The organism is Hahella chejuensis KCTC 2396 (assembly GCF_000012985.1).
GTDB lineage: Bacteria > Pseudomonadota > Gammaproteobacteria > Pseudomonadales > Oleiphilaceae > Hahella > Hahella chejuensis.
On the sequence record NC_007645.1, the window covers coordinates 2,347,488 to 2,360,120 of the forward strand.

Below are 12,633 nucleotides of genomic sequence, written 5' to 3' on the forward strand. Positions count from 1 at the left end.
GCGCAGTTTATATGTCTTTAACGTGATTAAGAAGCGCGTTTTTGGAGATTTCGCCCAGGAAGCGTTTGGACTCTAACTCTTTCCCTTGAGCGTTGAAGAAGACAAAGGCGGGTGGGCCGAATATGCCGTAACGCTTGAGTAGCGCCTGGTTGCCTTGGTCGTTGTCAGTGACGTCCGCTTTAACAAGGTGAAAGCGGCTAAGTCCGGACTGTACTTCCGGCAGGACAAAAGTCTCCCGCTCCATGATCTTGCAGCTGATGCACCAGTCCGCATAAAAATCCACCATGACCGGCTTGCCGGTGGCGGCGGCCTGGGCGACCTCCCGGTCAAGCTGTTCCGGTGATGTGACTTTTACGAACGTTAACGCCTGCGCAGCCGGGCCGCCGTTTGCGGCCACCGCGGATTTGATGGCGTAAGGCGCAAGGGGGCGGAGTGGATCGTTGGCGCCCGCCGCTGCGCCCAGCATCAGGGTGACGGCGTATACGAAGAACACCAGTCCCAAACCTTTGTTGAGTTTCTGCCAGCCGCTCCAGCCGGATTCGACATTGGTGAAGGCGCCCATGTAAACCGCTGAAACACCGATCAATACCGCCCACAGCGTCAGAGTCGCTTCCGGCGGCAGGATGCGCTCCAGCATCCAGATGGCCACACCCAGCAGGGCGACGCCGAACACATGCTTCACATGCTCCATCCAGGCGCCGGCGCGGGGCAATAGTTTGGCGCCGCCCGTGCCAAGAATGAGTAATGGCAAACCGATGCCCAGGCTGAGTCCGAACAGTGCGACGCCGCCTTTGAACGCCGAGCCCAGATAGGCGGCGTAGCCCAACGCCGCGATCAAGGGCGCTGATACGCAGGGGGACACCACCAGTGCGGACAGCAAGCCCATAATGAATACGCTGAAGATTTCGCCGCCTTGTTGTTTGGTGTTCATACCGCTGAGCTTGTCACGCAAAAACGAAGGCATCTGAAGCTCATAGAAGCCGAACATGGACAGGGCTAGCAGTACGAACAAACCGCTGAACGTGATCAAGATCCAGGGTTTCTGCACCTGCGCCTGAATGTTGGCGTCCTGACCTAGTTCACCGAAGTGGCCCGCCACCGCGCCCAATGCGGTGTAGACCGCCGCCATGCCCATGATGTAGCTCAGGGACAGCACGAAAGAGTGAAGCATAGTGACTTCTTTTTGCCCGACAATAATGCTGGACAGGATTGGCACCATGGGGAACACGCAGGGCGTAAATGCTAAACCTATACCCACCGCCATCAGGATGAAAAAGCTGAACAGCAAGCCCTGAGCGACGAGGTAGTCCGTAATCGATGTGGAGGAAGTGAAATCGACATCTGCGGCCTTGCTCGGACCCGGGACGCTGGAGCTGGTTGAAGAGCCGCTTTGACCCGTTGAGGGAGAGGGGGATTGAGTCGAGTCGTTTGTGGTTGCGGCAGGGGAAATGCTGTCTGAATCCGTTCCGGTGAACAGCGCCGTTTCCGTTTGCGGCGGATAACACAGGCCAGCTTCCGCGCACCCTTGGTAGCGTACTTTGAACTCGACTTCGGCTCCTTCCTCCGCCGCCACCGGCACGCGGATCGTAAGCTCATCGTGGTAGACATAGACCATGCCGAAGTAGGGATCTTCCTTCTCCTCGCCAGGAGATGAGTAAGTCCAGCGCCCTTGCGCTACGCCCTCTGCGTCTGTCGTCACTGAGGTACGGTCTTTGTAAAGATAATAGCCGTCGGCGATCGCCCAATGCAGGACTAGCTCGTCTCCCTCTACCGATGACGTGAACCGGTAGGCTTCCTCTACGGGCAGGAATTCCGGTTCGGCCAGAAAGCCGTTGTTGTCGCCGAACAGGTTGCTTTCCGCTCTGACCGTGGCGCAGCAAAACAGCGTCAGTATGAATAGGGCTCTGAGTAGTTGGGGCATGTTTCTCGCTACAGGTGCTTAAAATTTAAATTGGCGCTATCCAGCGCGCCTGTTCCCCGGGCGTCCCTTCGGTGCGCGGGTATGGATTGGTTCAATATGACAATTTACTGGGTCGAAGGTTCAAAAAACTTGAACTTCTCGTTGAAATTACAATTGATTACCTTATTCATAAAATCGATAATCGGCCATCATAATCCAAGGCCCCTGTCTGCGCGACTTTCTGCGGCTAAGTTAAACTATTTTTAAGATCCGCCTGAATGTGTCGCAACGCCTATACTCTAAGTGCTTCGCACAGGCGATGGGGCGTTCATGAGACGGGCATGCCGGCGGCCACGTCCCTTCTCCGTCATGCACTGCGTTCATTGTATGCAGCTGCTTTATAACTTCGGCGATTCAGGGGCCTCCTGGAATTTCAATAATTATTGATTGTGGCTTAATTGATCAGGCTATTAGCCTATGGGCCAGCTGTACTCAGGGTTTCATTAATGGTTGTTGGTGATGATGAGCGTTGTCAATATTTGATCGACGCATTTTCAGGTATTTTCCCCGGCCTAAAAATAATAGGAGGGGCGGAAGAGCCGTTTTACGTGGCGTCTAAGGAAAATGTAAGTGCAATAATTTACTTTAGGAGTAACTATCCGAGAAGTTTATTGCACGAGATCTCGCATTATTGTTTAGCCGGCGATAGGCGACGAAATATCGATGACTTTGGTTTTTGGTATTCCCCTTGCGGAAGGACTTCTGAAGAGCAAGCAATGTTTGAATCTGTTGAAGCCAGACCTCAGGGATTGGAAAAGGCCATGTGCGAGATTGTCGGTATCAAGTTCTCACCCAGCCTGGACGACTTTTCAGGGCGCCCCCCCTCACAAGGCTTTTTGGAAGACTTGGATACTGCGTATCGAGAAATGCTGACCAGCCCACCTCCTACAGCGGCGAAAGCGCTATGCGGATTAAAAACCTATAGTGAAGCTAACGGCCGTTTATTGGTTGTTTGAGGAAAGTGCGCTTCCCAGCCGCCCGAGACAAGACGGCTGCTTTCCAGACAAAACGGCGCGATCCAGATAGCCAGCGATTCTGAATAGTGGAACGGCGGCAGTGGTTCGGTAAACGCCGGGTGTTTAGGATAAATAAGCATCATATGCCCGCGCCCGTGCTGATATTTATGGCCATAGGCGAACATCTGGTACAGGTCGCTTTGAGCAATGTTGTACTTTTTATCGGATGTCCAGGCGCACTGATCCAGCAACTTCCATTTTGTATCCAGCACCTGATCTCCCAATGGCGTTCTTAGCAACAGGTCCGGTTTTAACTGGAACATAGTCGTGGATATGTCGCTGCCTTGCGGTTTGTGCCGCAGCAAATATTGGGAGCTTGCCTGTGCTTTCAGTTGAATGCCTGCTGGTAATTCGTGACGCAAAGACACTTCAACGTATTTTTCAAATAACTGCTCCATTGGAAATAACAAAGCAATGCCGCGATGCTGACCTTGCTGGAAATTGGGGTTTAGCTTTGCCAATATCAGCTCGCACCAAGGGCGGATTGCATCATAATCCTGCATTAGTTTGTTGCTTCGCCAGTTGTTCATCGCACGCAATGGCTCTTGTTCGGGGGGAATATCCGCCATTCTGTGCGTTAGCTCATTCGCCCGTCGCCAGTTTTCGCCGCTTTTGCAATTGGCCAGCACATAACTGAGAGTGGTTTTAAGCAAGCGATTTTCCAGGCGGTCGGGCGTGTAAATATCGTGGCTGATCTGAAAGAGATGCCGCCGCCCAAGAGGTTGGCGCTGTTGCTGACTCAAGCGAAGCTGACCGCGGATGAAGCGGCTCTCTTCGTCAACGCGCTGGTAATCGAAGCGCAGCCCCCTGCCAACCAACCGTTGCAACTCTGTCAGAAACTGCCTGAATATCCATTCGTGCAATGGCTGGCGCATGCGCCTCAGTTTGGCGTCGCCAGCAGTGCGTGGCCGCACATCGAGCGATGTCATTAACATGCGTTGCAGAATACGCCGGGCGGCTTGAGGATCTTCGGCGCCAAGGCCTGTTTTCGGCAAAATTTCGATAGCTTCCCCCGTAGGGCTTTGCAGGTAACCCACGTAGCTGCCGAGTCTTAATGAGCCATGGCCGTCAATCAGAGCAATCGGCTCACTCTTATTCCATCTGGACGCAAGATCCTGCAACCAGGCGAAAGTAGATGAGTTTACAATACCGCAATCCAGCGAAGGCGTTGCGTTGGCGTCGGTCGTCAGGCGGGCGTATTCACGTACCTGAATCATCAGGCGGCCGCTCCGGCTTTTGGCAGAATGCCGCGATAGGCCTCAGGATTACCGAATGCAGTTTGGTTAAGCCGGTACCTGCGGTCGGTTAATTCGCTGGCGATATCACCTGGAAACAGGCCTTCTAATGAATGGCCGATTTTGCCTGCCTGAATAAAACGGACCGAGGGCTCTTTTGCCGGATCATTCAATACCCAGCTGATGCGTTCCCAGTCAGCAAAAAAATACTCCTGCAGCAAGGGAACAATGCGCCTGGCGAAAATATCGGCCAACAGGCTTTCTCTCTCGTCGTCCGAATTCGCGTCTCTGAGAGGCCAAAAATAGGCGTGTCCCAGCATGTGGTCTCGGTCAAGCAGCGCCTCTATGCGCTGGTTCATCACGTCCAGCAGCTCTCCCATATCTACATCGTGCACGGAGATACCCGTCAGCAGTTCCGGTTGCGGCATTAACTCCACGAACTCAAAACGGCGACGCAAGGCCAGATCCAGCTGGGCCAGCGACTTATCGGCGGTATTCATCGTGCCCAGCACATACAAATTATCGGGTACAGTAATGGGCTCTTTGGAATAGGGGAGCGTCACCGAACGCTCATCCTCTCCGCCTTTGCGTTTATCCGGTTCCAACAGCGTGATCAGCTCGCCGAAGATACGGGAGATATTGCCCCGGTTGATTTCATCAATAATCAACACATAGTTGCGCTTTTTGGCTCTGCTATTGTCCGTACCCGAAAATAAATGCGGTGCAATGTTCTGTCGTTTCAGCTCGGCCAGCAGTGAATGCCAACTGATGCGAGACAATAGATAAACGGTTTGTTGAACCATCCGCCGATCACTGTTTAGAGGAAGAATGTTCAGTTCGATATCTTTTAGCAGCCAGTTCACTTTGCGAACATGCGCGTATTCATTTGGCTCATCGACCACCGTTTCATCAAATATATAGTCTGATGTCACAACGCCAATCGCCTGAACCGCTTCAGCGTTTTTCAGGCATAACAGGATGTCGCCGACTTTTATTTCCTCCGAAAAGCAGTTAAGGGCCGCATGGTTGCGGCCTGACAGAGAATCCCAGTACTGTTGTTGCTCCGGTGTGCGGTCATCAGGCTCCTGCGACAGATCCCCCGTTTCATTCCAGCCAATACGGGCTTCACCGGCCTGAATGTAGCGATCACGCATTTCTTTCTCAACTCGGCGACCAATAGAAATTTTCCAGATATTGGGAGATTCCGACAGGCCCAGAGGCTGCTCACCCACAACCGCTTTCTCGGCTCGATCGGCAATTTCCTTAAAAACGCCTGGTTCGACGCGGTAAGTGATGTGGCTGTTGTCGCCATCCGTTACAGCCCGGATGCCTTCAATGAAGTCCTCATAGGAGAAACTTTGGTGGAAGGTGGTAAATGCAATACGTTTATCGGCAACCAGTTGATCATAGCGCTCTTTAACCTGGACCCTCTCTGCGTTGGCATTTAAGCCCTGTTGCTGTAAGGCGATAATCCAGTCTGGTTCCGCCAGTGACACAGCGCGCAGGGTTGTGTCATACGTCTTGCCTGTGCCTGGCGGGCCATAAAGGATTTGGTTTAAGAAATGACGCTGGCGATCTGCTCGCTTATCACTGCTTGCTGTGTACTGACGAGGTCTGCGCTCTTGAACCGCCGGCTGATTGGTTGGCGTTGCTGAGCTGTTTTGTTGATTGACGCGCCAAGCCTCATAGGAAATCTCATAAAACGGCTTATCGGTATTAGTCTTCAACCAGTCTAATAATTCCTTATAGCTGGCCCAGTTTTCTTTGGGTAGTTCACGCCCGTTTGCTTTTATCCAGGGTTTGGTCTGGGCGTCCACAGGAAAATAGGTGTCCGGCGCAAAGTAAAACATGCACTCCGTCAGTTTGGCGAACCCGGTATGAGGAATGCGTAAGATCCGATTAAACAATTCGCCGTCAATGCTTCCCGCCAATACTTGTTGGAAAAGCTTCCACAGGCTTGGAACCATATCCTCCTTGCGTTCCTTTGCGTAAGGAAATAACCAGACCTTCAGTGGCTGGGCGCTGGGAACGCCGTTAAAATCCATTGGCGGAGCCACAGGCAAGTCGATGCGTCGCAGCAAGGCGGCGAATAGCTCCCTTCGTTTATCGACCCCGTACTTCATAAAAGTGGCGAAAAAAGTGAAGGGGTCAATCACTGTTAATGGCGTCTTACCGCCATCAGCCAGCTCATCCTCCAGTCCTCTATCAACGCCAATTTCCCGCAGAATCTGAATCAGATCCGGCTGGCGATCTTCATAGTTGTTTATCCATTCGCCAATGGCTTTAAAAACCGGAACCCAAGTGTAATTTGGCATCGGCAACCTCCTTATTATCAATTTTTACCCGGCGCTTTCCGGTTTGACCTGTTCATAGTCAACGTTGCTGAAATAATACTTGAAGGTAGCTTGAAGCAAAAATATATTCTGCAACATTGGCAATGATGTTATTCGCCATAAAGGCATGCGCTTATGGCGGGTATTTATTGTTGGTGAAATAACACCCTGTGCGAGCCTTGCTTGGTCTCATTTTTATGTTGTTTCTTCTGAGCGTGTTTCCTTTAATGCTCATCATTGGATCTTATATTGATCTGTAAGCTTTCTAATTAACGCCATAGACTTATGGCGGTGGATCATAAAGATGTACAATGGCGCACTTTGCGCGGGTTGAAGTCAAACGGCAGGCGTTGGAGTGGCTTCTGGCGGATGCCTGTGGCGTAAAGTTCTTTATCAGTTTCGACCATCTCGACGGTCAAGGCGCCGCCGGGGAAGAGGCCTTCAAGGCCGCCGTCCATGAACAGGCGCGACGCTATTTGCAAGAAGGTGCGCCGCCGCGCGACCAGCAACTTCTGGACTGTTTTTTGGACGCATGCATAGGGCGGGAAAATTTCGGACTGTCTCTGTTTACACTGGATAAACTATGAATGTTTGCGGAGATCCCGGAATAACCCAAATAAGCGGTGCGCGATGGAGCGTCTGCGGATAAGCTTCTCAATATCCCATTCACCGGTCCTTTCGCTAAGAGCGGGCGGCTGGCGAATGAGGCGTTGGCGGGCTTGTTTTAAACAACTTATTGCAAACATTGCAGGTCCAGTCGCTCATCGCATAAAGTATGGGGTTTGGACTACGTCGGTTTGCCGGGAATATCTTCAAAAATCATGACAGTTAGTGATCAAACGACGGATAACGCCGTCCTCTTTTCTTCTCTGAACTTACATCCAAAACTTGAGCAGGCTATTCGCGATCTGAATTTTGAGCGCTGCACTCCGATTCAGGGGCAGACGCTGCCGCACACGCTGCAAGGCGCGGACCTGATCGGTCAGGCGCAGACAGGCACCGGCAAGACCGCCGCGTTTCTGATTACCATTCTGCAGCGACTGGTTTCCAATCCCATCCTAACGGAAGAACGCTTCTCCAGCGAGCCGAGAGCCCTGGTGGTGGCGCCGACCCGGGAACTGGCGCTACAGATCGAGAAAGACGCCTGCGCGCTCGCCAAACACTTGAAACTGAATATTATTTCCGTCATTGGCGGCACCCAGCTTGACCGTCAACGCAGAAAGCTGCGGGACGAAGCCGTAGATCTGCTGATCGCAACTCCGGGCCGTCTGCTCGATCATCTCACTAGCGCTGATATCTATCTGGATCAGGTGGAAGTGCTGGTGCTGGATGAGGCGGACCGCATGTTGGACATGGGCTTCATCCCCGACGTCAAGCGTATTGTCCGGGCGACGCCGAGAGAGCGGCAGACTCTGTTGTTCAGCGCCACATTCAGTGAGGACATCAAGAATCTGGCGCGGCGCTGGACCGAAGAGCCCGTAGAGGTCATGCTGGCAGTGGATCATCTTCCCGCCAAAACCGTGGATCAGCGTGTTTATATGGTGGAAAGCAGCGCCAAGCGCAAGCTGTTGGTGAATCTGTTGAAGGACAGCGAAACCCGCCGTGTGATCGTATTTTGTAACCGCCGCGACGAAACCCGCAGTCTGTCGGAGGCTTTGAATCGTCATTCCATCAAGAATGAGCTGATATCCGGTGAATTACCCCAGCAAAAACGCTTGAAAACACTGGAGCGCTTCCGTAGAGGCGACTTCCGCGTGCTGGTCGCCACCGATGTCGCCGGCCGTGGGCTGCATATTGATGGGGTGACTCACGTGGTCAATTACAATCTTCCCGACGACCCGGAAGACTACGTTCACCGTATCGGGCGCACCGGTCGCGCAGGCGCGACAGGAGTCTCCATCAGTTTCGCCTGTGAGGACGATTCCTTCCTCATTCCGGAACTGGAGAAATACCTGGGTCATGAGCTGGCTCTGATCCACCCGGATGATGATTTACTGCAGTAGCCGAGCACACCGACCAAGAGGAAAGGGAAGATGAAAATAGTTGCAGATGAGAATATTCCGCTACTGCAGCCGTTTTTCGGATCAATGGGAGAAATTCATACACTTCCGGGGCGTGAGATCAGCAACCAGCACCTGCGTGACGCGGATGTTTTGTTGGTGCGTTCCGTGACCAAGGTGGACGAACGCCTGCTGGAGAACACTGGCGTTAAGTTTGTCGGTTCCGCCACTATCGGCTGTAACCATGTCGACCTGGATTATCTCACTTCACGGGGAATAGGGTTCAGTAATGCGCCGGGCTGCAACGCCAGCGCTGTGGTCGAGTATGTGGTGAGCTGCCTGTCCGTACTGAGTGAGCAGTTGGGCTTCGAGCTGGAAGACAAGACCGTGGGCATTATTGGGCGCGGTGAAATTGGCGGGCGTCTTGAGCGCGCGCTGACCTTGTTGGGCCTGGAAGTGAAATCTAATGATCCGCCCAAAGAGGCCGCCGGAGAGCAGAACCTGTTTTCTCTGGAGGAGGTGTTGCAGTGCGACATCATCACGCTGCACACGCCATTGACGGACTCAGGCTCCTATCCGACGCGGGAACTATTGAACGCGACAATAATAGAGAACCTGCGCCCGGACCAGATACTGATCAACACCTGTCGCGGCGAAGTGATTGACGAAGCGGCGCTTAAGGGCCGTCTGCAAAAAGGGGATGGTCTGACTGTCGCGCTTGACGTCTGGAACAACGAGCCCGCTATTGACGTTGAGTTGGCGATGCTTTGCCACTTCGCCACGCCGCATATTGCGGGCTATACCCTGGATGGCCGCACGGCGGGAACGGAGATCATCTATCAGCACCTGAGCCGTTATCTCGGCTTGCCGGTAAGGCATAAACTGGGGCAGTTTTTGCCCGAGCCGCCTTTGCGTAGAATGGCCTTCTCTTCTGGAGTTGATCCGGACTGGGCGTTGCATACGGCGATCAGAGCAAGCTACGACGTGCGCCACGACGACAGCCAGCTAAAGCGCACATTGCGTTTGGATGCGCCCATGCGGGCTCAGGAGTTTGATCGTTTGCGCAGAGAATATCGCGTGCGCAGAGGGTTTGATCGGATCAAGATTGAACTCAAGGGCGGCAAAGCGGATCTCCTGGCCACCCTGAGTGCGGTAGGGTTTAACCTCAGCTCGAAATAACTCAGCCCTTTTGCCGCTGGCGCATGCTCATGTGCTGGCGGCTCCACGGATTCCAGTTCTCTTCCATCGCTTTTAGCGCTTGCTGAATCATTGCTTCGGTAATGGGGATCTCCTCACCGTTCTCTGTAATGATGGCGGCGCCGTTCATCGCTTCGTCGTCGCCGGTTTCGCTTGCTGATTTACGCCAGTTGTTCGCTTGCATTTGCCCGGACCTCCAGAGTTTTCACCAGCCTAAACTTGTCTCATGACGATCCTGTGACACGAGATAGACGCCTGTTTTCGGGACAGGTTTGTCCATTGCAGACGCCTTTATCTCTAAAGCTAGCCTATGGCGTCAGGTTGGGCCATCGCCCTCCAGAGGGCGAGCCCAATGAATTATCTGTCAAAAATGCGAAAAAGCTCGAAAAGTGGACGATAATGTATTGAAAGGACAACCAACCTGAATTGGCGTTAATTTGTGAATTATTGCAAAAAATGTCTTTCCGGGCTCACAAGCAGCGTCAGGCGGCCGATACTAAACTGTCGAAAATATCGTCACAGAATAATGAGGCGATCAATCCATCCGGCTTGAGCAATGGCGTTACAATATAGACGTCGTCGGATACTAGTCATGGAGAAATGGCTGAGTGGGTGATAAAGCAGCGGTGTATTCTCCCAAGGATGTGGAAATACCATTCGAAAAGCTGGGACTGCAAATTGGCGATCCATTGCATCTGGAGAGCATGGATCAGAGTGCGCGCTATCATGTGCGCTTGATTGGTTTTGCGCCAGGGCAAAGTGTGATGGTCACCGCGCCTGTTGTGGACGGCAAACAGTTGATTTTGAAAAAGGATCGGCCGTTCACTGTACGTTCTGTGGCGAAAAACAAGGTGTGCGCCTTCACCAGTCAGGTTAAACACATGGCGCTACAGCCCTTCGCACACGTCCACTTGGAATATCCCAAGGAGCTTCTGGCGTTGCAGGTGCGCAACGCAGAGCGGCTTAAAGTCGAGATTATCACTCAGGTCAACAGTGATTTCGACAGCGGTTTGGGCGACTGGCCTAAAGAGGCGGTGATTATCGATATCAGTAAAACCGGGGCTGGGGTAAAGTCCGTCGTCAAGCTGGGTGACGCCGGGGAAGAAGTGATTCTGCGCTTCGCACTGACGGTGGCGGATATCACCAAAACCTTCAACGTCAATGGCATCATCCGCAACCGCACTATCATGGATCAGGATGAGGCGCCCTTCAGGTATCTATATGGCGTGCAGTTTACCGGGTTGTCTGATGCGGCGAAAATCGTCATCAGCGGCTTTGTGCACGAGCTGCAATTGTCCAAGTAATCAATCCAGAGTCGCATAGATACATAGAGTGAAACGAGAAAGCCCGGCGTCTAAACCGGGCTTTTTTGATGGGGCTGAGCCTTTTTAGATTCTTAGCGGTTGGCGGCGAGAGCGGCGATGCGCTCATCCAGGGGAGGGTGACTGGAGAACAGTGCTTTAAACCCCTGTTTGACACCCTCTGTTATGCCGAAAGCGGTCAGCGTGTCCGGCATTTCGTTCGGCATCTGAGTTTCTGCCTTCAGACGTTGTAGCGCGGCGATCATGGCTCCGGAACCTGCCAGTTTGGCGCCCATTGCGTCGGCGCGGAATTCGCGTTTGCGGGAGAACCACATGACAATAATGGAGGCGAGGATGCCCAGCACGATTTCGGCGAAAATGGTGGTGATAAAAAATCCAATGCCGTGACCGTTTTCGTTCTTGAAGACGGCCTTGTCCACGATGTTGCCGATTATGCGGGCGAAGAACATGACGAAGGTGTTGATAACGCCTTGAATCAGCGCCAGGGTGACCATGTCTCCATTGGCGACATGCCCGATTTCATGGGCCAGTACGGCGCGAATTTCATCTTTGCTGAAACGGCGCAACAGTCCTTCGCTGACCGCCACCAGGGCGTCATTCTTGTTCCAGCCCGTTGCGAAGGCATTGGATTGGTGGGCGGGGAAAATCCCCACTTCCGGCATCTTGATGCCCGCTTCACTGGAAAGCTCTCTCACCGTATCCAACAACCAGCTCTCCACCGCGTCCCGTGGCTGCTCGATCACCTGGGTGCGGGTGGACATTTTCGCTATCCATTTGGACAGGAATAGCGAAATCATGGCGCCGCTCATACCGAAGACAGCGCAGAAGATAAGAAGCGAGGTGAGATTCAGTCCGCTGCCCTGCAGATAGGGTTCGACCCCCAAAAGCCGCAACGTCACGCTCGCCACAAGCACTACAGCAATGTTGGTTGCCAGAAACAGTAGAATCCTGAACATAGTCGCCTCAAACTAAAGGGATAAGCCTACTGGGAAAATATGTTTCAGGTGGGGGAAAATCAATAAATCCGGGATTAAAGATTATTAACCGATCAGGGTGCGGAACAGGCTTTTAAAAGGTGAAACTCTAAACTTGGCTGAGTGTTAGTGAGAGGCGTTTTTCATCAGGTTCTCACTAACATGATGCGTATATATTTTACGCTCGGTATCATTCATCTGTTTTCGTTGCGCTCATGGGACTAAGTAATTTATTTGATCCCTTGCGCTGCCAGTACTTCTGAAGATAGTCCGCAGGCATAAAATGCTTTGCCATGTTCTTGCGCTTTATGAATGGCGCGCTCTATTTCGTTGGGGTCTTCGTTAGCTAGGCCATAGTCATTTGCGTTGTGCTTAATGCATTTCCAAAGGTCCAGTAACTCCATATGATTGCTTTTCAGAAGTTCGTGAAATCTCACCAGGGCGTCTTGCAGATCTTTGCCAGGCGCAGCAATGATGCCTACCGCATAGGTCGAGCCATCCATGTTCATGGGGGTGTTAGGGTTTAGGGACGCCTTATGGTAAATAAGCCAGATCTCTTTAGTGTCCATTTGATGTCTCCAGCGTGTAAGCCAAGG

At 52.6% G+C, this 12,633-nt stretch carries 11 protein-coding genes; 5 read left to right on the top strand and 6 right to left on the bottom strand.

Annotated features, from left to right (window positions below):
• Positions 1 to 7 precede the first annotated feature (7 nt).
• Positions 8 to 1,921 carry a protein-disulfide reductase DsbD gene (gene dsbD / locus HCH_RS10415; RefSeq protein ID WP_011396176.1) on the bottom strand — a complete coding sequence of 638 codons (1,914 nt, stop codon included), beginning with the start codon at positions 1,919 to 1,921 and terminating at the stop codon, positions 8 to 10.
• Between the two features lie 485 nt (positions 1,922 to 2,406).
• Between dsbD and HCH_RS33035 the strand changes: the two genes are divergently transcribed.
• Positions 2,407 to 2,916: an elongation factor P hydroxylase gene (locus tag HCH_RS33035; protein ID WP_148212534.1), complete on the top strand. Its 510-nt coding sequence runs from the start codon at positions 2,407 to 2,409 to the stop codon at positions 2,914 to 2,916.
• On the opposite strand, the gene HCH_RS10420 is transcribed toward HCH_RS33035, so the two are convergent.
• Together HCH_RS10420 and HCH_RS34720 are read right to left on the bottom strand one after the other, a co-directional pair.
• Positions 2,880 to 4,193 (bottom strand): McrC family protein, encoded by a 1,314-nt coding sequence (locus HCH_RS10420; RefSeq protein WP_011396178.1) that lies wholly within the window; start codon positions 4,191 to 4,193, stop codon positions 2,880 to 2,882. The genes HCH_RS33035 and HCH_RS10420 overlap by 37 nt on opposite strands.
• Positions 4,193 to 6,292: an AAA family ATPase gene (locus tag HCH_RS34720; protein WP_238384989.1), complete on the bottom strand. Its 2,100-nt coding sequence runs from the start codon at positions 6,290 to 6,292 to the stop codon at positions 4,193 to 4,195. Before HCH_RS34720 ends, HCH_RS10420 begins: the two co-directional genes overlap by 1 nt.
• Before the next feature lie 563 nt (positions 6,293 to 6,855).
• Between HCH_RS34720 and HCH_RS10430 the strand changes: the two genes are divergently transcribed.
• The 3 genes from HCH_RS10430 (at position 6,856) to pdxB (ending at position 9,723) form a co-directional block, all read left to right on the top strand.
• Complete coding sequence (locus tag HCH_RS10430; protein ID WP_011396181.1) at positions 6,856 to 7,131, top strand: elongation factor P hydroxylase; 276 nt, start codon at positions 6,856 to 6,858, stop codon at positions 7,129 to 7,131.
• A gap of 234 nt (positions 7,132 to 7,365) precedes the next feature.
• Entirely contained in the window at positions 7,366 to 8,547 is a 1,182-nt protein-coding gene (locus HCH_RS10435; RefSeq protein WP_011396183.1) for a DEAD/DEAH box helicase, read from the top strand.
• Between the two features lie 30 nt (positions 8,548 to 8,577).
• Entirely contained in the window at positions 8,578 to 9,723 is a 1,146-nt protein-coding gene (gene pdxB, locus HCH_RS10440; RefSeq protein ID WP_011396184.1) for a 4-phosphoerythronate dehydrogenase PdxB, read from the top strand.
• Position 9,724: 1 nt separating this feature from the next.
• Here pdxB and HCH_RS10445 read toward each other — a convergent pair whose 3' ends face one another.
• Positions 9,725 to 9,925 (bottom strand): PA1571 family protein, encoded by a 201-nt coding sequence (locus HCH_RS10445; RefSeq protein WP_011396185.1) that lies wholly within the window; start codon positions 9,923 to 9,925, stop codon positions 9,725 to 9,727.
• Between the two features lie 424 nt (positions 9,926 to 10,349).
• Between HCH_RS10445 and HCH_RS10450 the strand changes: the two genes are divergently transcribed.
• Positions 10,350 to 11,045, top strand: a complete 696-nt coding sequence (locus HCH_RS10450) for a flagellar brake protein (RefSeq protein WP_011396187.1) — start codon at positions 10,350 to 10,352, stop codon at positions 11,043 to 11,045.
• A gap of 92 nt (positions 11,046 to 11,137) precedes the next feature.
• Here the strand turns inward: HCH_RS10450 and htpX are convergent, their stop codons facing one another.
• Together htpX and HCH_RS10460 are read right to left on the bottom strand one after the other, a co-directional pair.
• Positions 11,138 to 12,019 (bottom strand): protease HtpX, encoded by an 882-nt coding sequence (gene htpX / locus HCH_RS10455; protein ID WP_011396188.1) that lies wholly within the window; start codon positions 12,017 to 12,019, stop codon positions 11,138 to 11,140.
• A 248-nt stretch (positions 12,020 to 12,267) separates the two neighbouring features.
• Positions 12,268 to 12,606, bottom strand: a complete 339-nt coding sequence (locus HCH_RS10460) for a hypothetical protein (protein ID WP_011396189.1) — start codon at positions 12,604 to 12,606, stop codon at positions 12,268 to 12,270.
• Between the last annotated feature and the right edge of the window lie 27 nt (positions 12,607 to 12,633).